At 68.8% G+C, this 24148-nt stretch carries 22 protein-coding genes; 7 read left to right on the top strand and 15 right to left on the bottom strand.

All coding sequences use genetic code 11. From position 1 onward, the window contains the following. Positions 1–59 precede the first annotated feature (59 nt). Positions 60–1016: an electron transfer flavoprotein subunit alpha/FixB family protein gene (locus ACIG5A_RS35620; protein WP_397248393.1), complete on the bottom strand. Its 957-nt coding sequence runs from the start codon at positions 1014–1016 to the stop codon at positions 60–62. Positions 1017–1052: 36 nt separating this feature from the next. Continuing rightward, on the bottom strand, positions 1053–1838 hold the full coding sequence (locus ACIG5A_RS35615) for an electron transfer flavoprotein subunit beta/FixA family protein (RefSeq protein WP_397248391.1): 786 nt from the start codon (positions 1836–1838) through the stop codon (positions 1053–1055). Positions 1839–2033: 195 nt separating this feature from the next. Between ACIG5A_RS35615 and ACIG5A_RS35610 the strand changes: the two genes are divergently transcribed. Genes ACIG5A_RS35610 through ACIG5A_RS35600 form a run of 3 tightly spaced genes read left to right on the top strand, consistent with a single transcriptional unit; the run spans position 2034 to position 5595 of the window. Further along, positions 2034–2819, top strand: coding sequence for a class I SAM-dependent methyltransferase (locus ACIG5A_RS35610; RefSeq protein WP_397248389.1), 786 nt, complete (start codon positions 2034–2036; stop codon positions 2817–2819). Then, positions 2816–4345: a 1,4-alpha-glucan branching protein domain-containing protein gene (locus tag ACIG5A_RS35605; RefSeq protein ID WP_397248387.1), complete on the top strand. Its 1530-nt coding sequence runs from the start codon at positions 2816–2818 to the stop codon at positions 4343–4345. The genes ACIG5A_RS35610 and ACIG5A_RS35605 overlap by 4 nt, the downstream gene beginning before the upstream one ends. Next, a complete protein-coding gene (locus ACIG5A_RS35600; RefSeq protein ID WP_397248385.1) occupies positions 4342–5595 on the top strand; it encodes a glycosyltransferase family 4 protein in 1254 nt (417 codons plus the stop codon). Before ACIG5A_RS35605 ends, ACIG5A_RS35600 begins: the two co-directional genes overlap by 4 nt. A 154-nt stretch (positions 5596–5749) precedes the next feature. On the opposite strand, the gene ACIG5A_RS35595 is transcribed toward ACIG5A_RS35600, so the two are convergent. Both ACIG5A_RS35595 and ACIG5A_RS35590 read right to left on the bottom strand, forming a co-directional pair. After that, positions 5750–7291, bottom strand: coding sequence for a protein kinase (locus ACIG5A_RS35595; RefSeq protein WP_397248383.1), 1542 nt, complete (start codon positions 7289–7291; stop codon positions 5750–5752). Between the two features lie 71 nt (positions 7292–7362). Further along, the gene (locus tag ACIG5A_RS35590; protein ID WP_397248381.1) at positions 7363–8694 is read right to left on the bottom strand and encodes a PQQ-binding-like beta-propeller repeat protein; all 1332 of its coding nucleotides are present in this window, start codon (positions 8692–8694) and stop codon (positions 7363–7365) included. Between the two features lie 223 nt (positions 8695–8917). On the opposite strand from ACIG5A_RS35590, the gene ACIG5A_RS35585 reads away from it, so the two are divergent. After that, positions 8918–9667 (top strand): acyltransferase, encoded by a 750-nt coding sequence (locus ACIG5A_RS35585; RefSeq protein WP_397248379.1) that lies wholly within the window; start codon positions 8918–8920, stop codon positions 9665–9667. 54 nt (positions 9668–9721) lie between these two features. Beyond that, positions 9722–10261, top strand: a complete 540-nt coding sequence (locus tag ACIG5A_RS35580) for a DUF1697 domain-containing protein (RefSeq protein WP_397248377.1) — start codon at positions 9722–9724, stop codon at positions 10259–10261. Positions 10262–10536: 275 nt separating this feature from the next. Here ACIG5A_RS35580 and ACIG5A_RS35575 read toward each other — a convergent pair whose 3' ends face one another. From ACIG5A_RS35575 to ctaD, 10 genes are all read right to left on the bottom strand, one after another. Continuing rightward, the gene (locus ACIG5A_RS35575; protein ID WP_397249417.1) at positions 10537–11808 is read right to left on the bottom strand and encodes a class I SAM-dependent methyltransferase; all 1272 of its coding nucleotides are present in this window, start codon (positions 11806–11808) and stop codon (positions 10537–10539) included. An 80-nt stretch (positions 11809–11888) separates the two neighbouring features. Next, positions 11889–12866 (bottom strand): methyltransferase domain-containing protein, encoded by a 978-nt coding sequence (locus tag ACIG5A_RS35570; protein ID WP_397248375.1) that lies wholly within the window; start codon positions 12864–12866, stop codon positions 11889–11891. A 158-nt stretch (positions 12867–13024) separates the two neighbouring features. Next, positions 13025–13798, bottom strand: coding sequence for an enoyl-CoA hydratase-related protein (locus ACIG5A_RS35565; protein WP_397248373.1), 774 nt, complete (start codon positions 13796–13798; stop codon positions 13025–13027). Between the two features lie 112 nt (positions 13799–13910). Next, a complete protein-coding gene (locus ACIG5A_RS35560; protein WP_397249415.1) occupies positions 13911–14681 on the bottom strand; it encodes an NUDIX hydrolase in 771 nt (256 codons plus the stop codon). 104 nt (positions 14682–14785) lie between these two features. Beyond that, positions 14786–15616, bottom strand: coding sequence for an ABC transporter ATP-binding protein (locus ACIG5A_RS35555; protein ID WP_397248371.1), 831 nt, complete (start codon positions 15614–15616; stop codon positions 14786–14788). Between the two features lie 62 nt (positions 15617–15678). Next, a complete protein-coding gene (locus tag ACIG5A_RS35550) occupies positions 15679–15876 on the bottom strand; it encodes a hypothetical protein (RefSeq protein ID WP_397248369.1) in 198 nt (65 codons plus the stop codon). A gap of 202 nt (positions 15877–16078) precedes the next feature. Then, positions 16079–16972, bottom strand: coding sequence for an aminoacyl-tRNA hydrolase (locus ACIG5A_RS35545; RefSeq protein WP_397248367.1), 894 nt, complete (start codon positions 16970–16972; stop codon positions 16079–16081). Then, the gene (locus ACIG5A_RS35540) at positions 16972–17415 is read right to left on the bottom strand and encodes a protease inhibitor I42 family protein (RefSeq protein ID WP_397248365.1); all 444 of its coding nucleotides are present in this window, start codon (positions 17413–17415) and stop codon (positions 16972–16974) included. Before ACIG5A_RS35540 ends, ACIG5A_RS35545 begins: the two co-directional genes overlap by 1 nt. Positions 17416–17485: 70 nt before the next feature. Then, positions 17486–18709, bottom strand: coding sequence for a phosphoserine phosphatase SerB (serB, locus tag ACIG5A_RS35535; protein ID WP_397249413.1), 1224 nt, complete (start codon positions 18707–18709; stop codon positions 17486–17488). A gap of 147 nt (positions 18710–18856) precedes the next feature. Continuing rightward, positions 18857–20599 (bottom strand): cytochrome c oxidase subunit I, encoded by a 1743-nt coding sequence (gene ctaD / locus ACIG5A_RS35530; RefSeq protein ID WP_397248363.1) that lies wholly within the window; start codon positions 20597–20599, stop codon positions 18857–18859. Between the two features lie 255 nt (positions 20600–20854). Here ctaD and ACIG5A_RS35525 point away from each other — a divergent pair, with 255 nt between their 5' ends. After that, the gene (locus tag ACIG5A_RS35525) at positions 20855–21646 is read left to right on the top strand and encodes a VOC family protein (protein WP_397248361.1); all 792 of its coding nucleotides are present in this window, start codon (positions 20855–20857) and stop codon (positions 21644–21646) included. Positions 21647–21719: 73 nt separating this feature from the next. Next, on the top strand, positions 21720–22826 hold the full coding sequence (locus ACIG5A_RS35520) for an ABC transporter substrate-binding protein (RefSeq protein ID WP_397248359.1): 1107 nt from the start codon (positions 21720–21722) through the stop codon (positions 22824–22826). A 96-nt stretch (positions 22827–22922) separates the two neighbouring features. Here ACIG5A_RS35520 and ACIG5A_RS35515 read toward each other — a convergent pair whose 3' ends face one another. Next, positions 22923–24137 carry a hypothetical protein gene (locus ACIG5A_RS35515; RefSeq protein WP_397248357.1) on the bottom strand — a complete coding sequence of 405 codons (1215 nt, stop codon included), beginning with the start codon at positions 24135–24137 and terminating at the stop codon, positions 22923–22925. Between the last annotated feature and the right edge of the window lie 11 nt (positions 24138–24148).

Genomic DNA, 24148 nt, shown 5'->3' with positions numbered 1-24148 from the left:
GAAAACACGATCGGCCCTGGGCAGCTGCCCAGGGCCGATCGTGATGAAGCGGAAGGGAATTAACCCTTGTGCGCCTTGACCGCTTCGGTCAGCTGCGGTGCGACGTTGAACAGGTCGCCGACGATGCCGTAGTCCGCGATCTCGAAGATCGGGGCTTCTTCGTCCTTGTTGACCGCGACGATGGTCTTCGAGGTCTGCATACCGGCGCGGTGCTGGATCGCACCGGAAATGCCGAGCGCGATGTACAGCTGCGGCGAGACCGTCTTACCGGTCTGGCCGACCTGGAACTGGCCCGGGTAGTAGCCCGAGTCGACCGCGGCACGCGAGGCGCCGACGGCCGCGCCGAGCGAATCGGCCAGCGCCTCGACGACCGCGAAGTTGTCGGCGGAACCGACACCGCGACCACCGGAGACGACGATCGCCGCCTCGGTGAGCTCCGGACGGTCACCGGCGACGACCGGCTCGCGGGAGACGACCTTGACGACGCCCTCTTCCTGCGCGGGCACCTCGACGGCGACCTTCTCGCCCGCACCGGCCTGCGGGGCGGCCTCGACGGCGCCGGGGCGCACCGAGATCACCGGCACGTCGCCGGTGGCCTTGGCGTCGACGGTGAACGCGCCACCGAAGATCGAGTGCACGACCGAGCCGTCCGCCTTGACGTCGATGACGTCGACGAGCAGGCCGGAGCCGATGCGCGCGGCGAGGCGGCCCGACACCTCCTTGCCCTCGGCGGTGGCGGCGACGATGACGGCGGCGGGCGCGACGGCCTCGACCAGGCCGGCCAGCACGTCGACCTTCGGGGTCACCAGGTAGTTCTCCACATCGTCGGACTCGGCGACGTAGATCTTCTCGGCGCCGGCCGCAGCGAGCGCGTCGGCCAGCTTCTCACCGGTGCCCGCGGTACCGAGCACGACGGCGGCCGGGGTGCCGAGGGCACGGGCGGCGGTGAGCAGTTCGGTGCTGACCTTCTTGATCGCACCGTCGGCGTGCTCGACGAGCACAAGTACTTCTGCCATTGTTCTTCTCTCCTACGAAGTCTCAGCCGAGGCGAATCAGATGATCTTCTGACCGATGAGGTACGCGGCGATCTTGGAGCCGCCGTCGCCCTCGTCCGCGATCTTCTCGCCCGCGGTGCGCGCGGGCTTCGGGGTGGCCGCGGTGACGGTGGTGCCCGAGTTCGCGACGCCGACGGTCGACGGGTCGATGCCGAGGTCGGCCAGCGTGAAGGTCTGCACTTCCTTCTTCTTCGCGGCCATGATGCCCTTGAAGGACGGGAAGCGCGGCTCGTTGATCTTCTCGGTCACCGAGACGATGGCGGGCAAGGTGGCCTCCAGCTTGAAGACGCCCTCGTCGGTCTCGCGCTCACCGGTGATCCGGTCGCCGTCGACGGTCAGCTTGCGCAGGTGCGTCAGCTGCGGGATGCCGAGGTACTCGGCGATGATCGCGGGCACCGCACCGGCGCGGCCGTCGGTCGCCTCGTTACCGGCGATGACCAGCTCGACGCCCTCGACCTGGCCGAGCGCACCGGCGAGCACCCACGCGGTCTGCACCGCGTCGGAGCCGTGGATGGCCGGATCGTTGATGTGGATGGCCTTGTCGGCGCCCATGGACAGCGCCTTGCGGATGGCCTCGGTGGCCCGGTCCGGACCGGCCGCCAGCACGGTGACCTCGCCGCCCTGGGCCTCCTTGATCAGCAGCGCCTCTTCGACGGCGCGCTCGTTGATCTCGTCGAGGACGGCGTCGGCGGCTTCGCGATCGAGGGTGTAGTCACCATCGGTCAGCTTGCGCTCGGACCAGGTGTCGGGAACCTGCTTGATGAGTACGACGATGTTCGGCATCGGTCTTCGTCGACCTCCTGTTCTAGGTACACGTGCGTGGTGGTCGTACGAGCTGGGCCGTACGTCCTTGTGAGTAGCTCAGGGCGTGACACTACCCTACGTTAAGTTACCCGTGGGTAACTTACTCGCTTCTCTCTCAGAACGATGCACTGGGCGATATCGTGCGCGCAAACAGGGCCAAGTAACGTCGGACGGATGAGCGAGGCTGTGATCCCTGCCGCGGACCCGAACCCCGGCGCCCTCGAACCGCTGCCGCTGACCGGCGAGAGGACCGTTCCCGGCATAGCCGAGGAGAATTACTGGTTCCGTCGGCACGAGATCGCCTATGCGCGCCTGCTCGAGCGCTGCGCCGGAAAAGTGGTGCTGGAGGCCGGATCCGGCGAAGGATACGGCGCCGACATGATCGCGGACGTGGCCGCCGAGGTCACCGGACTCGACTACGACGCGAGCGCGGTCGAGCACGTGCGCGCACGCTATCCGCGCGTCGAGATGATCCAGGGCAACCTCGCCGACCTGCCGCTGCCCGACGCCTCGGTCGACGTCGTGGTGAATTTCCAGGTGATCGAACATCTTTGGGATCAGGGCCAGTTCCTCCGCGAATGCCTGCGTGTGCTGCGGCCCGGCGGCGAGCTGCTGATCAGCACGCCGAACCGCATCACCTTCTCTCCTGGACGCGATACCCCGCTCAACCCGTTCCACACCCGCGAGCTCAACGCCGCCGAGCTGACCGAACTGCTGATCGAGGCGGGTTTCGAGGTCACGCTGATGACCGGCGTGCACCACGGCCCCGGCCTGAAAGCGTTGGACGCCAAGCACGGTGGCTCGTTCATCGACGCCCAGATCGAACGCGCGCTGGCCGGTGAGCCGTGGCCCGCCGCGCTGACCGCCGACGTCGCCGCCGTCACCATCGACGATTTCGCCATGACCACCGAGGACATCGACGCGAGCCTCGATCTCGTCGCCATCGCGGTGAAGCCTTGAGCAGACAATCCGTGCCGGGTCAGTTCACGCTGGTCCTGCATTCACACCTGCCCTGGCTGGCCCACCACGGCCGCTGGCCGGTCGGCGAGGAATGGCTATACCAATCATGGGCGGCGTCCTACCTGCCCGTCGCCGAGGTATTGAGCACCCTTGCCGCCGAAGGCCGTTCGCATCTGCTGAGCCTCGGCATCACCCCGGTGCTCGCGGCACAGCTCGACGATCCGCACTGCCTGGCGGGCATGCACCACTGGCTCGGCAACTGGCAGCTGCGCGCCGACGAGGCGGCCATGGCCGGCAATATCGCCCTCGGCAGGCACGAACATCGTTTGGCCACAGCGGCTTTGGCGGATTTCGAGGTCAACTGGCGGCACGGCGCCGCGCGGGTGTGGCGCCGGCTCATCGACGCCGAGGCGATCGAACTGCTCGGCGGCCCGCTGGCGCACCCGTTCCAGCCGCTGCTCGATCCGCGGCTGCGCGAATTCCAGCTGACCGAGGGCCTCGCCGACGCGCACCAGCGCTGGGGCCACACCCCGACCGGCATCTGGGCGCCCGAGTGCGGATATACACCGGGGATGGAAACCGGCTACGCCGCAGCGGGTGTGACCCATTTCATGGTCGACGGTCCCGCGCTGCGCGGCGACACCACCGCGGGACGGCCGGTGCGCGACTCCGACGTGGTCGCCTTCGGCCGGGATCTGCACGTGAGCTACCGGGTGTGGTCACCCAAATCCGGCTACCCGGGCCACGGCGCCTATCGTGATTTCCATCACTACGATCACGCGACCGGCCTCAAACCCGCCCGCGTCACCGGTAAAACGGTGGCCGGTCCGGACAAGGCGCCCTACGATCCCGAACTCGCGGCCGCCGCGGTGGCGCGCGATGTCGACGACTTCGTGCAGACCGTGCGCGAGCGCCTCATCAGCGAATCCGAGCGCATCGGGAAACCGGCGCTCGTCGTGGCGGCATTCGATACCGAATTGTTCGGGCACTGGTGGCACGAGGGCCCGCAGTGGCTGGCCCAGGTGTTGCGCCAACTGCCGGAGGCCGGTGTCACCGTCGGCACCCTCGCCGACGCGCGCGACCGCGGATTCGTCGGTGCGCCAGTGCAATTGACCGATTCGTCCTGGGGCTCCGGCAAGGACTGGCGGGTGTGGGCAGGCGATCAGGTCCAGGATCTGGTCGAGCTGAACGACGACATCGTGCGCCTGGCCCTCGATACGGTCGACAAGATGCGCGCCGCGCGTACCGGATCGCCCGCGCTGCGCGACCGGGTCGCCGATCAGTTGCTGCGCGAGGCGATCCTCACCGTGTCCAGCGACTGGGCGTTCATGGTCAGCAAGGACTCGGCCGCCGGATACGCACGCGACCGCGCGCACCAGCACGCGCATGCCGTGCGGGAGCTCGCGACCGCCGTCGGCGCGGGGCAGGTCGCGAAGGCGGACCAATTGGCGGCAGGATGGGGTGCGGCCGACGGACTCTTTCCTGGTTTGGACGCACGCCGGCTCGGCAACAAAGGACATGCATGAAAATCTTGATGGTGTCGTGGGAGTACCCACCGGTCGTGGTCGGTGGGCTCGGCAGGCACGTCCATCACCTGGCGACCGAGCTGGCCGCGGCGGGCAACGAGGTGGTCGTGCTGTCCAGGCGGCCCTCCGGCACCGACTCCTCGACCCATCCCACCCACTCCTATATCGCCGAGGGCGTGCTGGTGGTCGCGGTCGCGGAGGATCCGCCCTGCTTCGACTTCGGCGAGGACATGCTCGCCTGGACCCTGGCCATGGGGCACGCGATGGTGCGTGCCGGTGTCGCGCTCGGCAAACCGGGCATCGGTGACGGCTGGACCCCCGATGTGGTGCACGCGCACGACTGGCTCGTCGCGCATCCGGCCATCGCGCTGGCCGAGTACTACGACGTGCCGCTGGTCTCGACCATCCACGCCACCGAGGCGGGCAGGCACAGCGGCTGGGTGTCCGGCCGGGTCAACCGGCAGGTGCACTCGGTCGAATGGTGGCTGGCCAACGAATCCGACGCGCTGATCACCTGCTCGTCGTCCATGCAGGACGAGGTGGAGCGGCTCTACGGCGCCGAGCGCATCCCGATGACGGTGATCCGCAACGGCATCGACGTCGGCGCCTGGGCCTTCCGCCCGCGCGCACCGCGCACCGGCCCGCCGCGGCTGCTCTACATCGGCAGGCTCGAATACGAGAAGGGCGTCCAGGACGCGATCGCGGCGCTGCCGCGCATCCGCCGCGCCCACCCCGGCACCACACTGACCATCGCAGGTGTCGGTACCCAGTTCGAATGGCTGCGTGAACGGGCCAGGGTGCACCGGGTCGCGCGCGCGGTCACCTTCGCGGGCCAGCTCGGGCACGAGGAGCTACTCGGCTGGCTGCACGGCGCCGACGCCGTCGTGCTGCCGAGCCGCTACGAGCCGTTCGGCATCGTCGCGCTGGAGGCGGCCGCCGCGGGCGCACCGCTGATCACCTCCACCGCGGGCGGTCTCGGCGAGGCGGTCATCGACGGCGTCACCGGCGCCTCGTTCGAACCGGCCGATGTCGACGGCCTGGTCGAGGCGGTCCGCGCCACCCTCGACGATCCGGCCGCCGCCCAGGACCGCGCCTACGCGGCCCGCGAACGCCTCACCGCCGATTTCGCGTGGGATGTGGTGGCCGCCGAAACCGCTCTCGTCTACACCTCCGCCAAGCGTCGCGTCCGCAACCCCCTCGGCCGCCCCTCCATCATCGAACGCCCACTGCCCGAACGCGATCCGAAGTAGGCGCTAGCGCGGGCACCCACTGCCGCGCACGGATCCCACCGCTGCGCGGCGTTGAATTCGGTGCGCGTGACAGGACCGGCGCGCAGCAGATGGTGGCCGCCGAGCATCGTGAAACGTTCGCTGCCCGAATGGGATCCGCACCAGCCGGTCCGAGTCAGCGCGGTGCGGGCGCGATTACCGCGCTGACCAGTGTCCGGCCGTTGCGGACGACGGTCGTGAAGATCTGGCTGTAGTTGGCCCGGCGACCGTCGGGGTGCTGCTCGGAGATCGCCACCGAGTACCTGTTCGCGTCGATCCGGGCGATGACCACACAGTGCACCGTGCCGACCGGCACCTGGTCGATGCCTGATTGCACCCCGGCCGCCGCCGGAACCTGACCGTCCGGGTCCGCGACCTCGCGTACCTGCTCGCCGCTGCGCGAGACGTAATACGCGTACTCCATCGCCAGGATCGCCGACGGCCCGCTGGTCGTATCGCCCGGACCGTTGCCGACGACCCGGCCGCCCTCGATCAGCGACGGGCAATCGAGCGGGCTGCGCGGCGCCGCGACCGCGCCGGGCGTCGGCTCCAGGACCTTGTCATCGCTGGCCTGCACGACCGAATCGGCCTTGCCGGAGTTGACGGCGACGACACCTGCGGTGACCGCCGCGGCCAGCACCAGCGCCGATACCGCGACACCAGCCACGATCCTCCCCGTCCGCCGTGGCGCGACCGGAAACGGCTGCGCGGCACCGCGATTCACCTGCGTCGGCGCCAGGCGAGCCGGCGGCACGGGCGGCACGGAGTATGCGGACTGCGCAACTGGCACGGCATCGGCGGGCGGCACCGGGTACGTAGACGGCACGGCTGGCACAGCATTCGCACCGATGCTCGCCGCGAGGGCGGCGGCGAACGCGCCGCAGCTGGGGAATCGCCGGTCGGGCTTCTTGGCCATGGCGCGCGCGAGCACCGCATCGATCGCGGGCGGCATATCAGGGCGCACCGCGGTGAGTCGCGGCGCGGGCTGCCCGAGATGACCGGCCACCACCCGGCCGACCTCGGAGCCGGGGAACGGCGGCTGCCCGGCGAGCAGCGCGAAGAACGTGCACGCCAGCGAGTACTGGTCGGTGCCGTGATCGAGCGTGGCGCCGGTCAGCTGTTCGGGTGAGGCGAAGGCGACCGTCGCGGAGAATGTTCCGGTCGCGGTCAACTGCGTGTCCGCGTCGGCCCACCGCGCGATGCCGAAATCCGTGAGCAGCGCACGCTCGCCGAGACTGCCCTCCGGCGCGGCCAGCATGATGTTGGCCGGTTTCACATCCCGGTGCAGCACACCGCGACTGTGCGCGTAGTCCAGTGCCGCCGCGGTCTCGCCGACGATGCGTACCGCACGCTCGACCGTCGTCGCGCGCGCGTCCAGTGTCGACGCGTCGGTCCCACGGATATACGGCATCGAGAACCACAGATGGCCGCCGTCGGTGCCGCGGTCGTAGATGCCGACTATGCCAGGATGATTCAGCCGCGCGACGACATCGGCCTCGCGCTCGAACCGGCGTCGCACCTCGGGATCGGCGGAGGCGTCGCGATTGATCAGCTTCACCGCGACCAGCCGCGGCAACCGCGGATGCCGAGCCACATAGACGGTCCCCATCCCGCCCGCACCGAGCACACCGTCGATCACATACCCGGCGAACTCATCACCCTGACGAAGCTCGACCACCCTAACCCCTCCCCGTCGAACACCCACCAAACCCACGCAGCATAACGCGAGCGCGATTCGGCGAGCCCGGCTCAGTTCTCGGGTTTGAAGACGAACAGTTCGCCGATGCGGGTTGCGACGATCACCTCGCCGTTGGCGCCGATCGACGTGCCGGTGGTGCTGCCCTTGGCGCCCGGCAGCACGTCCGAGTCGTCGGTGGTGCCGGTCTTGGTGTCGAAGGTGATGAGGTTGAGGCCGTCGCCGATGGCCGCCGTGGTGTAGCCGATACCGCCCGCGGTCTGTACCGGGGTGCCGCGCAGGGCGAGATCCTTACGCTCCCACGCGGTTTCGACGCTGTCGCCCTTGTCGCGCAGCGCGAGCAGATAGCCGTCGTCGCCGGCCGGGATGATCAGGCCGTCGGACGAGACCGAAATCCCGCCGCGCGGGGCCCATTCCAGCGGCTGCGTCCATTTGGTGCTGCCGTCGGCGGTGTTCACCGCGATCAGTCGTTTGCTGTTGTCACCGAGGTAGAGGGTCTTGCCGTCGGCGGACAGGGCGGGGCTGGTCGCACTGCCGCCGGTCAGCATGTCCGCGCTCCACTGCTGTTCGAGCTTGGTGCCGCGATAGCGCATCGCGATCAGCGAGGCGGCCTGCTTACCCGGCTTCCACACGGTGAGGTAGAAACTGCCCGAATCCGGGTCGACCGCGGCGATATTCGCGACCGGGCACAGCGGCCCGCCGGTCGCGCAGTCGTCGAGACCGACGCCGGAGGCCGGGCGGGTCAGTTCGGGGTAGGCGAGGAAGTCGGGCTCACCGAGCAGCTGCGTGGTGGGGACGACGCGCTCGCCGGTCTGCCGCGACAGCACGTCGACCTGGCCGGTCTGGGTGATGGTCAACAGGTTTCCGTCGCCGGTGAACTGCACCGACACCGGCACACCGGCGACCGGCGTGCGCCAGCGCGGTTGCCCGAGGTAGTTGAAGGAGTTCACCGCGCCGTCGTCGCCGACATACACATTGGTCGCGCCGTCGACCACGGTCGGCGCGGCATAGGTGCTCGGTCCGAGATCGTTGCAGAATCGCTTACGGCCCGTGCGCATCTGGAACGAGGCGATGGCGCACCTCGGCGCGCGGGTGGAGATGAACATCTGCCCGTCGGCGCCGATCGTCACCGCCTCGGAGATCTGCCCGCCGAGCGGTCGCGACCAGCTCAGCGTGGTCTTGCGCGCACCGGCGACCGCGGTCGTTCCGCTGTTGCGGCCGTCATGGTGCGAGGCGGGCCAGCCCTTGCCAGGCCCGACGGTGATGTCGTCGACATCGGTGCCGCAACCGGATAGCACGAGCAGCCCGATCGCGGCCAGCGCTACGGTTGCCCGCCGCCGGGCGGGTCGCCGAACGGAACCACCCAGCACGCCGCCGCTTCGCACCCTGCTGCTCTCCTCCGTCGTCGGCCACGCTTCGGTCGGCCCCCTGTTTGCTCGGGTGTCCGCGTGGCGGGTTCGAGGCGCCGTCGCCGACGCAGGAGTCACTGTACGGGAGGGGCCGTGGCATGGGTGTGCGAGTCCCGCCGGTGTCGCCGCGGCGGTTACGCTCTTATCCGTCGCGGCCGAGGTGGGCGGCGACCCGAAAGACCACGACAGGAGACCGTCCGTGACGAGCATGTGGGGCGCACCGCTGCGCTCGCGGTGGCGCGGATCGCGCCGCAGGGATCCGCAGCAGGCGCGATTTCTGACGCCGTCGTCGCTGCGCTGGGTGCTCGCGAACCGCGCGTACACGCCCTGGTATCTGGTGCGCTACTACCGGCTGTTCAAGTTCAAGGCGGCCAATCCGCATATCGTGTTGCGCGGCATGGTCTTCCTCGGCCGCAATGTGGAGATCCACGCGACCCCCGAGCTGGGCCGGATGGAGATCGGCCGGTGGGTGCACATCGGTGACGGCAACGCCATCCGCTGCCACGAGGGTTCGCTGCGCATCGGCGACAAGGTGGTGTTCGGCAAGGACAACGTCGTCAACACCTACCTCGACATCGAGATCGGTGAGTCGACGCTGGTCGCGGACTGGTGCTACATCTGCGACTTCGACCACAAGATGGACGACATCACCATGCCGATCAAGGATCAGGGCATCGTGAAGAGCCCGGTCCGCATCGGTCCTGACACCTGGATCGCCGCCAAGGTGACCGTGCTGCGTGAGACCCGCGTAGGCCGTGGCTGTGTGCTCGGCGCGCACGCGGTGGTCAAGGGGGAGATCCCGGATTACAGCATTGCCGTCGGCGCGCCCGCCAAGGTGGTCAAGAACCGCAAGGCCGCCTGGGAGGCGGGCGCCGAGGATCGGGCGAAATACCTTGCCGCGCTGGAGGATATCCAGCGTAAGAAGAATGGTGCCGCGACCAAGGCTTAGCAGGGACGCACCGGGTGCGCCGGGATGTCGGCCGCACTCGGTACGGTCACCCCTATGAACAGGTACGCGGCGCTGTTGCGCGGGATCATGCCGAGCAACCCGAATATGACCGGTGCCAAGCTGCGCGGGGTGTTCGAGGGCCTCGGCTTCGAAGGCGTCGCGTCGGTGCTCGCCAGCGGCAATGTCGTGTTCCGCAGTACCGAGACCGATATCGCCGCGCTGGAGGACACGATTCAGCAGGCGCTCAACCGCGAGCTGGGCATTCCCGGCGGCACCATCGTGCGCGGTTACGACGAACTGCGCACCCTCTTGGACACCGACCCGTTCGACGGCCTGACCCACTGCCGCGAAACGTATCTCATCGCAACGTTTTTCAAGCACAAAGCACCCAAGGCCCTGCCGTCGGAAACCGACGACCCGACCACCCGGATCATCGGCTACGACAAACCCGCCCGCGCCTTCCTCGCCGTCATCGACAACAGCGACCCCAAAACGCCCGACTGGATGGTCTGGCTGGAGAAGCAGTACGGCAAGGACATCACCACCCGCACCTGGCTCACGGTCCAGAAGATCGTCAAGAAGATGGAAGCCTGATTACCATCGAAGGCTCTGCTGCCGCGGCGCGTCAACCTCGACGCCGCGCATTGATTGCGACAGAAATTGGTGCGCGGCGATGAGATCGGTGCGCGGCACGAGGGTCGCCCACGCTTGCCGCGGGCAAAGCGTGCTCGAGTCGGGCGCGACCGCCGCGACGCTGTAGTCCCGGATGCTGCGCACTGATCCCAGTCCGGCGCACGGAGTTCAGCGCCGCGCAGCGGTTGTGGCAAGAAATCGTGCGCGGCGGTGAGATCGGTGCGCGGGGCCGTGGATCATGTGGCGGAGGTGCGGTGCGGGGTGCAGAGGAACACCGCGGCGTTGCGGCCGATTCGGGTGATGACCAGCGTGTAGGGGTTGACGCCGCGGAGCTTCAGGCGTTTACGGAGCGCGTCGGGATCGATGTCCACGCCGCGGACCAGGATTTCGAGGGCGCCGCAGTCGCGGCGGGCCAGTTCCTGGCGCAGGGTTTTCTCACGGAGTTCGAGGCGGTCGATGATGCGGAAGCCGCGCATGCCGTCGGGGACGCGGTCGCCGGTGAGGTAGGCGATGTGCGGATCCAGTTGCCACAGGCCGTGTTTCGCGGCGTACTGGCGGACGAGACCGGCGCGGACCACCGCACCGTCGGGGTCGACGATCCACTCCCCCGGCGCTTGTTCCGGGATGTCGTCGGGATCGGCGTCGGTGAGGGTGAACGATGCACCCGCGGAGGTGAGAACCGACGCACGGCGGGTGACCGACGAATCGGCGAGTCCGGCCGACCACAGGCACGCCTCGCGCACCGCGCCGTCGAGCGACACCACCTCGATCTCACCGGACCAGTCCAGGCGGTCGAAATCCAAACCGGGAGCACACTTCACGACGAGATCGCGCCCGGGATACGCGGCAATCAGATCCGGCAGCGGCGGTTGCAACTTCGCCGGATCGTGCGTGCGCCGACCATCCGCCCGCCGCGCCGGATCAGCGATGACCACCGCGCCGGCACTCACCGGCACCAGCGCATCAGCCTTGGCCAGCACCACATTTCCTGCCGCGGACCGATGACCGCCGAAAGCCCGCACGATCGTCGGCTGCGCCGGATCGGCCGCGCCCGCATTCGCGCTGGAGCCGGAGTCACCCCGGGCGAACGCGGCCCCAGGTTGTGCGTCCGATACCGAATCAGCAAGGTGCCCAGTCGAATCCGGACCGGGTAGCGGCACCCAGTGCGGTGCCAGGTTATGGGCGGCCATCGACAACCGCACCTCGTCCAGGTCGCTGCCGACTACCGCTGGGCAGACCCTGGCCAGCTCGGCGAGTTCGGCGCCGATCGAGCAGGTGACGTCGTGCACCGCTCGCCCGGCCAACCGGGCGGCGCGCGCACGGGCGACCAGGGTCGGGGTCGCTTGCTGCAGTGCGTCGTCGGTGAACAGCCAGGCCGACGCGTCGAGAAGTTTGGCGCCCGCCTTGCGGCGCAGTTGGACCGTCTCGATGAGCGCCGCCGCCGAGTCGCCGGCCTCGCGACGCACCCGTGCCAGATCGCGCAGGTGCGTCGCCGGAGTCAGCTCCAGCCGATCCACCTCGGCGAGTGCGGCGGCGCCCGCCGCACTCGCGAGATAGGTGACGTCCTCGCGGCTGAAGCCGTAGCCCACTACTTCGCGGAACCGCCGGGCTTCACACCGGTGATCATGGCGTTGTAGAAGAACTGGCGCGGCACGACGCGGCGCATGACGTTCTCGTCCACCCAGCTCAGCCCGAGCCACGCGCGGTACATCGCCATCCGGTAGCCCATGGTCAGCTTGTCCGCGGGCACGGCGGCCTCGAAGGTGCGCACCGGCCAGCCCCACAGGGCGGCGGCGAATTCCTCGGTGGTCGCCTTCACGTCGACGGCGCCTGCCGAGCGCGCCATCGACTCCAGGTCCGCCGGATCGAAGGTGTGCAGGTCGACGACCGCCTCGAGCGCCGCGGCACGCGAGGACTCGTCCAGTTCCTCCTGCGGCCGCCGCCAGCCCGCCAGCGTCGGCAGCTTGGTGACGGTGGTGGTGGCCTTCCAGGTGATCCGGCCGAGCCAGCGGGCGTAGAAGTTGCCCACCGTGGTCGGCTCGCCCGCGAAGACGAAGCGCCCGCCCGGCTTGAGCACCCGCAGGCATTCCTTCAGCGCCAGTTCGACATCCGGGATGTGGTGCAGCACCGCGTGCCCGCAGACCAGATCGAAGGTGTCGTCCTCGTACGGAATGGTTTCGGCGTCGGCGACCCGGCCGTCCACGTCGAGCCCGAGGTTCTGCGCGTTGCGCAGCGCGACCTTCACCATGCCCGGCGAGAGGTCGGTGACCGAACCCGACTTCGCGACGCCGCCCTGCATCAGGTTCAGCAGGAAGAAGCCGGTGCCACAACCCAATTCGAGCGCGCGCTCATACGGCAGCGCCGCCGGGCCGACCGCGGCGTCGAACCGGCCGCGGGCGTAATCGATACAGCGCTCGTCGTAGGAGATGGACCATTTGTCGTCGTAGGTCTCGGCCTCCCAGTCGTGATAGAGCACCTGGGCGAGCTTCGTATCCTTGAGCGCTGCTTCGACCTCGGCCTCGGTGGCGTGCGGGTTCGGCGCGGGGTCATCGGGACGTACCGTCATGGTCGGCAAGCCTACATAAATCCCCAGATGAGGCCAGCAATCGGCCCGGTCATTGGCGATCTTTCCGGACCGTTGACCAACTGTGAACACGTTCCGATCAGGCGATCTACGCCCGGCGGCGAATCAGACCATTCGGTCGGTGTGCCGATCGCCGGGAATCAGCGGCCCGTGAAAGCGGCGGAACCGGGGCCGTCGGCCAGGTAGGAGCGCAGGCCGATGGCGCGGTCCTCGGTGGCGAACAGCTCGGCCCATTCGGACTTGGCACGCTCGTGGCCGTGCGGGCCCGCCTCGAAAACCGCCTTGGCCGCGGCGAGTGCCCGCGCCGGTCCGTCGGCGAACTGACGCGCCCACGCCATGGCGGCGGTGTAGACGTCGTCGGGGGCGACCACCTCGTCGACCAGGCCGAGCGCCTTCGCCTCGTCCGGTTCGACGAAACGACCGGTGTAGACGAGATCCTTCGCGGGACCAGGCCCGATCAGCAGCGCGAGCCGGCGGATGGCCGCGAGCGGGATCAGCCCCGCCTTGATCTGCGGCAGACCGAGTTTGACGTTGTCGCCGATGATGCGCCGATCCGCCGAGAGCGCGAGATCGAGTCCGCCGCCGAGGCAGTAGCCGCTGATCGCCGCGACCGTCGGCTGCGGCACCTTGGCCAGGCAGCCCAGGGCCGCCTGGAGATCGGCCGCCATCGCAGTAGCCTGCTCCTGGCCGAGCCCGGCCAGTTCGGCGAGATCGTCACCCGCGCAGAAGACCCGCTCGTCGCCGTAGACGACCAGTGCGGCCACGGTGCTGCTCCCGGCAACCTCGGCGGCCGCCTCCGCCACCTCCCTCACCACCTGCTGATTCAGCAGATTCAGCGGCGGGCGGTCGATCCGGAGCACGGCGACGCCGCGCGCATCGCCCTGTGGCATCTCTAGGGTCACGAATTCGGCCATGGACGCACGCTACCGCGCACCGGCGCACCCGCCACAAACGCACACCCCTCGACTCCCGCGCACCGAATCGCCTGCGATGACGTGTGCGGGAAATCAACGGGTGTGCGGGAACTCAGTTGCGTGCGGAGCCCTTGAGGCGGCTGTCGCTCGGCAGGTCGGCGAAGTAGCGCGCGCTGTCGGGGAAGGCGAGCACGTATCCGCCGTCCACCTCGGTGAGCTCGGGCATGATCGGGTCGATCGCCACCTCGGCGGCGAAAATGTCGGCGGTGGAGCCGAATCGATCGAGCACGTCCAGCTGCGACCAGGTCGGCGGCAGCAGGATGTCGGTGCCCGCGCGCCACCGATCCAGCGCGTCGGCCGGTGTGCGCCACTGCACCTCGGCCGCCTCGGAGGTCGCGCCGTCGGCCAGCTGCCCCTCGGGCAGCACCGCGACGAAGAACCGGGTGTCGTAGCGGCGCGGCTCCAGCTCGGGGGTGATCCAATTCGCCCACGGCCGAAGCAGATCCGCGCGCAACACCAGATTCGCCTCGGCGAGGAAGGCGGCCAGCGACACCTCGCGGCGCTCCAGGCGGCCGCGCGCGTCGTGATATCCGGCGGTGTCGGAGACGACGGTGCCCGGGGTCGGACCGGCCAGCAGCACGCCGCATTCCTCGAACGTCTCCCGCACGGCGGCGCACACCAGCGCCTTGGCGCGCGGTTCGGTGGTCGCGAAACGTTCGGCCCACCACGCGGGTTCGGGTCCGGCCCACTCGATCTCCGCGGTGCCGTCCGACGGATCGACACCGCCGCCGGGGAATACCGTCATGCCGGCGGCGAACGCCATCGCACCGACCCTGCGCTGCAGGAACACCTCGGGACCCGCGGCGCCGTCGCGCACGAGCATCACCGTCGACGCGTCCTTGGGCGACGGCACAGTTGTCTCACTCACACTCTGCACCTTGCCCTCGGCCGCTATACGCCGTCAAGCCCGGGGTCCGGACGACGAACTCAACCGCGGTGGCGCCCCGCCTTGGCGGAGCGGCGGGCGAAGTAGCGCCCGTCGACCTTGTCCAGCGTGATCGACTGGCGGAAGGCGCTGCTCAGGTTCTCCGAGGTGAGCACGTCGGTGAGCAGCCCCTGCGCGACCACCTCGCCCTCGTTGAGCAGCATGCCGTGGGTGAAGCCGGGCGGGATCTCCTCGACGTGATGGGTGACGAGCACCATCGCGGGCGCGTCCGGATCGGAGGCCAGATCGCCGAGGCGCTCCACCAGTTCCTCGCGGCCACCGAGATCGAGTCCGGCGGCCGGTTCGTCGAGCAGCAGCAATTCCGGGTCGGTCATCAGCGCACGGGCGATGAGCACCCGCTTGCGCTCCCCCTCGGAGAGGGTGCCGTAGGTGCGGTCGGAAAGATGTTCGGCGCCCAGGCTTTCCAGCATGTCGATGGCGCGGTCGGTATCCATATCGTCGTAACGCTCGCGCCAGCGGCCGAGTACGGCATAGCCCGCCGACACCACCAGATCGCTGACCTTCTCGTCGCGCGGTACCCGGCTGGCCACGGCCGCCGAGGACAATCCGATGCGCGGGCGTAGCTCGCTGATGTCGACCTTGCCGAGCACCTCACCGAGCAGATGGGCGATACCGGAGGTCGGATGCACTTCGGCGGCGGCGATGCGGAGCAGCGAGGTCTTCCCCGCGCCGTTGGGGCCGAGCACGACCCAGCGTTCGTCCAACTCGACCTGCCAACTGACCGGACCGACGAGGGTGTGGCCCGAACGCCGGATGGTGACGTCGGAGAAATCGATGAGCAGATCGGGATCGGGTTGCGACACGCGCTCCATCTTGGCCCACCCCGGTGGGGTGCCGCCAACGCGGGCGGGGTACGGCGAGCGTGTCGGGCCCCTCAATGGATGCGCGGCCCAGGACCCGCCAGGTATTCGTCGTCGTGCTGCAGGGAATCCGGCCGAGCGGGCTTGTGGCGCGGTGGATCCGGACGTTCTGGGTCATCGGGGCCCGACGAGCGGAACAGCCGCGCCACGATCAAAGCGATCGGAACTGAAGCCACCGCCCATACGGCGAGGATCACCAGCACTGTCGTCATGACCGTGGTCCTTCCCATCGAACGATTCCACCGTGGCGACGAGCCGAGCCGATGCGTCGGCCCAGATCCCAGCGACTTCGGTGGAGTTGCCCAAAGTCATACCCAATTACAAGCGCCGGACGCATGGTTGCGCAGATCTATCCCGGACAATGGCGGACATTGCGGTCACCACACCCGTTATCGCCCCCGCGGCCACCCCTGTTCACCAAGACTCGGCGGGTACCGCGATGACGGTCATCGAACCGGGCGCGACCTCGGTGAAACCGGCGTCGCGCACGGCGGCCGCACCGCCGCGCCCGACCAGCCCGGTCAGCGAATTCCACTGTCCGGCATCGGCTTCACGCACCGAACAGCCGAATCCACGCTGTGCCCAGTGCCAAGCCCGCTCGACCGGCAGCGCGGCGGCGAGCAGCATGCTCGCGTGCCCGACCTGGGCCGCCGACTTGCCGAGGGTCATCTCCAGGCTCGAATTCACCCACAGCACCGGCAGGTCCGGATCGGCCGGGCCCGGGTCGTCGTGTTCGAGGTCGGTGCCGCCGATCTGCAGCCGCCTGATGCGCGGATCGATAGCGCCGACCGGGCCCGGCACCAGCGCTCGCGCCTGCGCGCCATCGATCTCGACGGTGACGCCGTCCACCTCGTTCGCGGCCAGCCACTGCGCGTTGCGTGCCCGCCTGGCCACCTTGCGAATTCGGGAACGCTTCCAGGCCAGATACCGCGGCGCCCACTCGCCGTCCGGGCCGACGCGCTCGTCGAGGCATACCGCCACCGACGCGGCCGCCGACGCGGCCAGCAGTGCGCTGCGCCGCGGCGGATCCGCCTTGGGCAGGTGCAGCACCATCTGCATGGCCTGCACCATGGCCGGATCGTCGGGATCGCCCGCGCCGCTAGCGATCGCTTGCGGGTCGCTCGAAACAACACCGCCGTAACCGCGCGCAAGCTCCGCGTGCCGGACGCGGAATCCCTGGATATCCGATCGGTTGTCGGCCTGCTCGTCCCGGAGCCCGGCATCGCAGCGGCCGGAGGTCGCTTCGCGCCGGGCCGGAGCGGAGCGCCAGCGGAGTCGGAGGCAGCCGCATTCCGGGATACTCGACATCACTCCACCTTGATCGTCAGCGAAAACTTCTGTGCCGGTTCCATACCCTGCTCCCACGGCCGTGCGTAGTCGAGGTTCAGCCGGGTGATTCCGGCCGCATTGCCGACGAACGTCCACGTGGAGAAGCCACCGGAGCCCGGGGCGACCGGTACCTTCGGATCGGCGCGGAATTCGGGGTCACCCTCCTGCTTCAGCACGGTCGGGTCGAGATCGAGCACCGTCCACGAGTAGCCGGTCGACGGATTCGACGGCAGTGTCACCATCAGCTTCTGTCCCGCGAGCAGCTGGCGTTCCTGGCCGTTGTCGGCGTCGGTCACCGTCACCGACGTCTGGCCCGCGTTGGACGGGGACGCGTTCGACGCCGCCGCGCCGGAGCCGCCGTCGTCCTTACCGCATGCGGCGAGAGTCAATCCGAGTAGCAGCACAACCAGGGACCTACGCATACATCCTCCGATCGCTGAAATGACCATGATCAACTTCAGCGAGCGTACCGAGACGACCGCGCCATCCCGCTCAGCCGAGCGGCACGCGCCGCACGCCGCCGTCGCGGGCGTCGGCCGCCTCCACCTCGTCGCGGGTGACGCCGAGGATGAACAGCACCGCGTCCAGGTAGGGGTGCGACAGCGCCGCGTCGGCCACCTCGCGCAGGGCGGGCTTGGCGTTGAAGGCGACGCCGAGCCCGGCGGCATTGAGCATGTCGATGTCGTTGGCGCCGTCACCGACCGCGACGGTCTGCTCCATCGGCACACCCGCCTCCGCGGCGAAGGTGCGCAGCGCGGTGGCCTTGAACGCGCGGTCGACGATCTCGCCGACCACCCGGCCGGTGAGCTTGCCGTCCCTGATCTCCAGGGTGTTGGCCTTGACGAAGTCGAGTTCCAGTTCGTGTGCCAGCGGTTCGATGACCTGACGGAAACCGCCCGAGACCACACCGCACCGGAAACCGATCCGGCGCAACGTGCGAATGGTGGTGCGCGCGCCGGGCGTCAGCTCGATCCGCTCGGCGACCTGATCGATCACCGACGCGTCCAGCCCCGCCAGCGTGGCCACCCGCTGGCGCAACGATTCGGCGAAGTCGATCTCGCCGCGCATCGCGGCCTCGGTGACCTGGCGGACCTGCTCCTCCACCCCGGCGTGCGCGGCGAGCATCTCGATGACCTCGCCCTGGATCAGCGTCGAGTCGACGTCGAACACGATGAGCCGCTTGGCCCGCCGGGCCAGCCCGGCCCGCTCCACCGCGACGTCGACCTGTTCGGCGACCGCGACCTCGGCCAGCGCCGTGCGCAGCCGCGAGTCGGTGTCCGCGCCGGTATCGGTCGCGGTGACCAGCAGTTCCATGCCGGTGACCGGATAGTCGGCGATGCCGCGGATGGTGTCGATATTCGCGCCGAGCGCGGCGAGCTGCCGGGAGACCGAGCTGAACGCGCGCGCGGTGACCGGGCTGCCGAGGATCACCACGGCGTGCGTCGACATCGGCTGCCTGCCGATCTCCGCGTCCACCTCGACATCGACGTGCATGCCGACGGTGTTCATCGCCTCTTCGAGCTCGTCCTGCAGCGCCTCGGGATCGTTCGGGCAGCTGACGAGCACGCCGAGGGTCAGCCTGCCGCGGATGACCACCTGCTCGACATCGAGCAGGCTCACGTGATGACGCGACATGGCCGCGAGTAGCACGGACGTCACACCGGGCCGGTCGGGCCCGGTGACGGTGACGAGAACGGTGGTGTCGGCCACGATGATGTGCTCCAAATCGGGTTAGCCGTTCCTGTGCTGGACGCCGTTGTCGCTGACTGGGCCGTGCTGTCTGTCTCCACAAACGAGTGTGCACCCGCTGGTCACCAGCAGGTGCACACTCGTCAATCCTGAATGCTAGTTCGTTGCCAGATGCTACTTGGCGACCGCGGCACCCTCGTGCACGTCGGTGGCGTGCTTGCCCGAACCCCAGCCGACGTGCGCCTCGGCGCGCATCCGCTCGACCATGTGCGGGTAGTGCAGCTCGAATGCCGGACGCTCGGACCGGATGCGCGGCAGCTCGTAGAAGTTGTGCCGCGGCGGCGGGCAGGTGGTCGCCCACTCCAGCGAATTGCCGTAGCCCCACGGATCATCCACCGTGACCACTTCGCCGTAGCGGTAGCTCTTGAAGACGTTCCAGATGAACGGCAGCATCGACGCACCGAGGATGAACGCGCCGATCGTCGAGATGGTGTTCAGCGTCGAGAAGCCGTCGGACGGCAGGTAATCGGCGTAGCGGCGCGGCATGCCCTCGGCGCCGAGCCAGTGCTGGACGAGGAAGGTGGTGTGGAAGCCGACGAAGGTGGCCCAGAAGTGCCACTTGCCGAGGCGCTCGTCCATCATCCGGCCGGTGATCTTCGGGAACCAGAAGTAGATGCCGGCGAAGGTGGCGAACACGATGGTGCCGAAGAGCACGTAGTGGAAGTGCGCGACGACGAAGTACGAGTCGGTGACGTGGAAGTCCAGCGGCGGCGAGGCCAGGATGACGCCCGACAGACCGCCGAAGAGGAAGGTCACCAGGAAGCCGATCGACCACAGCATCGGTGTTTCGAAGGTGAGCTGGCCGCGCCACATGGTGCCGATCCAGTTGAAGAACTTCACACCGGTCGGGACCGCGATGAGGAAGGTCATGAACGAGAAGTACGGCAGCAGCACGGCGCCGGTGGCGTACATGTGGTGCGCCCACACCGCGATGGACAGCGCCGCGATACCGAGCGTCGCGTAGACCAGGGTGGTGTAACCGAAGATCGGCTTACGCGAGAAGACCGGGAAGATCTCGGACACGATGCCGAAGAACGGCAGCGCGATGATGTACACCTCGGGGTGGCCGAAGAACCAGAACAGGTGCTGGTAGAGCAGGATGCCGCCGGTGGCCGGATCGTAGATGTGGCCACCGAGGTGCCGGTCGTAGGCCAGACCGAACAGCGCCGCGGTGAGCAGCGGGAAGGCAAGCAGCACAAGCACACTGGTGACGGCGATGTTCCAGGTGAAGATCGGCATGCGGAACATGGTCATACCGGGCGCGCGCAGGCAGACGACGGTGGTGAGCATGTTGACGCCACCGAGGATGGTGCCGAGACCGGAGACGGCGAGACCGAGGATCCACAGGTCGGCGCCGACACCGGGCGAGTGCAGGATGTCGGTCAGCGGCACGTATGCCGTCCAGCCGAAGTCCGCCGCGCCGCCGGGGGTGATGAAGCCCGCGGTCGCCATGGTGCCGCCGAACAGGTACAGCCAGTAGCTGAACGCGTTCAGTCGCGGGAAGGCGACGTCGGGCGCGCCGATCTGCAGCGGCAGCACGATGTTGGCGAAGCCGAACACGATCGCGGTCGCGTAGAACAGCAGCATGATGGTGCCGTGCATGGTGAACAGCTGGTTGAACTGTTCGGGCGAGAGGAACTGCAGGCCGGGACGCGCCAGCTCGGCACGCATCAGCAGCGCCATCAGACCACCGACGAGGAAGAAGCTCATCGCGGTCACCAGGTACATGGTGCCCAGCACCTTGGGGTCGGTGGTGGTGACCATCTTGTAGAGATAAGAACCCTTCGGCCCGGTCCGCGCGGGATAGGGCCGAGTCGCTTCCAACTGCTGGACTGGCTGGGGCTCTACCGCAGTCACTGATCCTCCTGAAGGTGCCTTTAGGTCGCTCCGCAGGCTCCGCTGCTCGCAATCCGTCCCGTTACCGAGACAGACGACAGTTCGCTTGCGCTTCTGAGATCGTAAACCGTGCTGCCGCAGCAATCCGCACGGGTCCTACTCTGTGTCGTATTTCGTTGATCGAATGCCGACCAGGCTACCGCCGCGGCGATGAATTCGTCGCGCGCGCACCGTCTCTATGGGTGTCAGGTCCTACCACCACACGAGGAGCCACTCATGACCACACCGAAGCCCGGCGATCCGACCTGGGTAGATCTCTACTCCGCCGATCCCGATCGCGCCATCGCCTTCTACGGCGAGCTTTTCGGCTGGACCGCCGAACGCGCCGGCGAGGAGTTCGGCGGCTACATCACCTTCCGTAAGGACGGCAAGGCCGTCGCGGGCGGGATGGGCAGGATGGACGGTGACGACGGCCCCGATCAGTGGACCATCTACCTCGCCTCCGCCGACGCCGCGGCCACCGCCGACGCCGCCGCGGCGCACGGCGGCACCGTGGTGGTGCCCGCGATGGCGGTGGGTGAGGTCGGCACGATGGCGATACTCGCCGACAACGGCGGCGCGGGCATCGGTGTATGGCAGGCAGGCACTTCCGCGGGTTTCGAGGCCATCGGCATCGCCTCCGGCGGGCACTGGAGCGAGCACGCAGGCATCCCGACCTGGTTCGAACTGCACACCGGCGCCTACGACGCCGCGCTCGACTTCTACCGAGGGGTGTTCGGCTGGCAGGACCCGTTCGCCCTCGACGACGGCAGCGGATTCCGTTACACCACAATCCATGCCGAGACCCCGATGCTCGGCGGCGTGATGGACACCTCGGTGCTCATGCCTGGCACGCCCGCGAGCTGGACCGTGTACTTCGGCGCCGAGGATGTCGACAAGGCGACCGAGCAGGTCGCCGCGCTGGGCGGCGCCGTGCTGATGCCGCCGATGGACACTCCGTACGGCCGGGTTTCCGGTGTGGCCGACCCGACCGGCGCCCGGTTCAGCATCGGCGGCAACAAGATCTGACGCGCACCGTCACTCGTCGCGGTTCGGGTGGGGCGACCCGGTGCGGCGTGCGGCCCAAGGTACCCTCACCCGCATGCCGGTGAGCGCCCTCGTTCGCACCCGTTTCCGCACCAGCCCCGCCCGGACCAGCGCGGTCCCCCGACGGACCAGCGCGACACGGCGCAGGGGCGCCCTCGTCGTCGCGCTGTCCGCGCTGGTGCTCGTCGCGGGGTGCAGTCAAAAGGATCACGCCAGTTCGATCGTGCGCACCACCACCAATATCGCGGGCGCCGGGGTGATCGGGCTCGAGCGCGACACCGCCAAGGCCTGCGCGCTGCCGACCGCGCCCGATCCGTCCAACGGCGCCACCCGCACCGTGCACCATGTCGCGGGCTCCTCGGACGTGCCCGCGGATCCGCAGCGCATCGTGGTGCTCACCACCGCGGCACTGGACGCGGCGTGCTCGCTCGGCCTGTGGGAGCGGGTGGTCGGCGCGACGACGCTCACCGGGCCGAGCCCGCAGCCGTCCTACCTCGGCTACGGCATCGCGGTCATTCCCAGCGTCGGCCCGGCGGCGCAGCCAGACCTCGCCAAGATCGCCGAACTGCGCCCGGATGTGATCATCGGCGATGTGCCCACCGCCACCGCCGGTTTCGACGCGCTGCGGGCCATCGCGCCGACCGTCTTCGTCGGCAGGCCGGGCAACTGGCAGAACGAATTCAGCGCCATCGGCGCCGCGCTCGGCAGGCGCACCGCCGCGTCCGAGGCGCTGGAGCGCTACCGCACCGACGCGCGCGATATCGGAAACGCGGTGCTGGCCGGGCAGACTCAGGCCTCGGTCATCCGCTTCACCGGCGACGGCATCCAGGTCCAGGGCGGCGACAGCTTCGCGGGCCAGGTGCTCGCCGATATGGGTGTGCAGCGCCCGACCGCCCAGCGCGGCCCCACCTTCGACGTCACCACCGCGGCCATGCCGAGCAAGGTCGAGGGCGACCTGATCTACATCATGTTCGCGGGCGAACCCGGAAAGCAGTACGGCGAGAAGGTGATGCGCGGCGACACCTGGAAGGAGCTCGGCGCGGCCACCGACCGCAGGACCTTCGTCGTCGAGGACACCATCTGGCGCGGCAACGGCCTCACCGCCGCCCGCGCGGTACTCACCGACGTCCGCGACACCCTCAACGGATTCGTCACCGACTGACCTCATTCGCCGAGCGCAGTCGAATGGCCCTGCGACACGCCGCAATCAGGGGCCATATGACTGCGCTCGACGAACCTCGCTGACCTGGACGCGGCGTCAGTCGCCGCGCCCGGTCGGCCGTCGCACGATCAGCCAGGTGCCGCCGACGACGAGCAACGCGAAAACGACGAGTCCGCCACCGAGCAGCGCGACGATCCACAAGCGTTCGGCCAGACGGAGATTCCCGTTCAGCGAGACGTTCAGCGAGCCGACCGCGAACGCGATGACTGCCGCGAACACCGATACCAGTTCGATCGCGCGGATCGCGGTTCGCTGCATGGTGTCCGCGAGCGTGGCGAGTTCGCGTTCCTGACGTTGCGCGTGCTCCTGCTGTGCCGTCGCCTGCAGCGCCGCGATGCGCCCGTGCAGTATTGCTTCCTGCTTGGTCAGGTATTGCGCCTGCAGCAGCTCATGGCTCACCCGCCAGCCGGTGGCGGGCAGCAGCCGCAGCGCGTCATCGATACTTTCCAGCGCGGCGTCGTATTCTCCGCACATGTGCAGACCGGTGGCCAGCCGGTAGTGGAACAGCGTCCGGTCCGGGTACCGCGAAATCGCCTCTACCGCGCGCTCTTTCAACATCTCCCCCTGGCCGTCGAACGGCACGCTCACCGCGATCGCGTTCAGCGCGATGTCGACGGTCTCGCGGGTGCGCTGCGGCGAGTGCCACGCACGGTCGAACAGGCTCTTGGCGTGCTCCAGGGTGATCCGCCTGCTCCCGAACGCCGCGAACGCCTGCATCGCGACGAACAGCGGCTCTCGGCGATGCGCCGTCCCCGCGGCGTTCGACAGCGGCGAGGACTCGAGAAAACTGTTCAGCTCGTCGAAATGCCGGTTCGCCCGCAACTTCCCCGCGTGGTAGAGCGTCGCGAAATACGCTCGGCTGCACTCACTGTCGTCGTTGGCCACCACATCACCGGTGGCATCGGCGATCTCGCCCAGCGATTCGACCGAATCCCTGGTGATGAACGCATAACCGAGCGCCCACTTTTCGCGCACCTCGGCACGGGCACCGGCCGCGACATGCTCGCGCAGCCAGCCCGCACACTCGACCGCGGTCTGCAAGGTCGGCTCCGCGGTGAAGCGCAGGTTCCAATACCGGTCCGCACAAATGAGATAGGGATCGGTGGCGAAATCCGCTGAGCGGACCGCGAACTGGGGCTCCACCCGGCTTTCCACGTAGCGCTGCGCCAGCCGATCGCAATCCCGTTCCAGCTCACGCGAATTCGACGCGACCAACGCCGCGAGCGTCTCTTCGATCAGCGTGTGATCCATGCCTGCCCCTG

It is taken from the genome of Nocardia sp. NPDC052566 (assembly GCF_044547285.1).
Lineage (GTDB): Bacteria > Actinomycetota > Actinomycetes > Mycobacteriales > Mycobacteriaceae > Nocardia.
Note: the sequence above shows the minus strand (reverse complement) of the source record. Positions and strands in the feature narration are given on the sequence as shown.

Excerpts from the sequence above, each read along its gene's own strand:
- ACIG5A_RS35600 (WP_397248385.1), top strand. The coding sequence starts at position 4,342 with ATGAAAATCTTGATGGTGTCGTGGGAGTACCCACCGGTCGTGGTCGGT.
- ACIG5A_RS35545 (WP_397248367.1), bottom strand. The coding sequence starts at position 16,972 with ATGTCGAGTATCCCGGAATGCGGCTGCCTCCGACTCCGCTGGCGCTCC.
- ACIG5A_RS35620 (WP_397248393.1), bottom strand. The coding sequence starts at position 1,016 with ATGGCAGAAGTACTTGTGCTCGTCGAGCACGCCGACGGTGCGATCAAG.
- ACIG5A_RS35525 (WP_397248361.1), top strand. The coding sequence starts at position 20,855 with ATGACCACACCGAAGCCCGGCGATCCGACCTGGGTAGATCTCTACTCC.
- ACIG5A_RS35560 (WP_397249415.1), bottom strand. The coding sequence starts at position 14,681 with ATGCTCGTGCGCGACGGCGCCGCGGGTCCCGAGGTGTTCCTGCAGCGC.
- ACIG5A_RS35610 (WP_397248389.1), top strand. The coding sequence starts at position 2,034 with ATGAGCGAGGCTGTGATCCCTGCCGCGGACCCGAACCCCGGCGCCCTC.
- ACIG5A_RS35565 (WP_397248373.1), bottom strand. The coding sequence starts at position 13,798 with ATGGCCGAATTCGTGACCCTAGAGATGCCACAGGGCGATGCGCGCGGC.
- ACIG5A_RS35515 (WP_397248357.1), bottom strand. The coding sequence starts at position 24,137 with ATGGATCACACGCTGATCGAAGAGACGCTCGCGGCGTTGGTCGCGTCG.
- ACIG5A_RS35570 (WP_397248375.1), bottom strand. The coding sequence starts at position 12,866 with ATGACGGTACGTCCCGATGACCCCGCGCCGAACCCGCACGCCACCGAG.
- ACIG5A_RS35550 (WP_397248369.1), bottom strand. The coding sequence starts at position 15,876 with ATGACGACAGTGCTGGTGATCCTCGCCGTATGGGCGGTGGCTTCAGTT.
- ACIG5A_RS35580 (WP_397248377.1), top strand. The coding sequence starts at position 9,722 with ATGAACAGGTACGCGGCGCTGTTGCGCGGGATCATGCCGAGCAACCCG.
- ACIG5A_RS35555 (WP_397248371.1), bottom strand. The coding sequence starts at position 15,616 with ATGGAGCGCGTGTCGCAACCCGATCCCGATCTGCTCATCGATTTCTCC.
- ACIG5A_RS35520 (WP_397248359.1), top strand. The coding sequence starts at position 21,720 with ATGCCGGTGAGCGCCCTCGTTCGCACCCGTTTCCGCACCAGCCCCGCC.
- ACIG5A_RS35540 (WP_397248365.1), bottom strand. The coding sequence starts at position 17,415 with ATGCGTAGGTCCCTGGTTGTGCTGCTACTCGGATTGACTCTCGCCGCA.
- ACIG5A_RS35615 (WP_397248391.1), bottom strand. The coding sequence starts at position 1,838 with ATGCCGAACATCGTCGTACTCATCAAGCAGGTTCCCGACACCTGGTCC.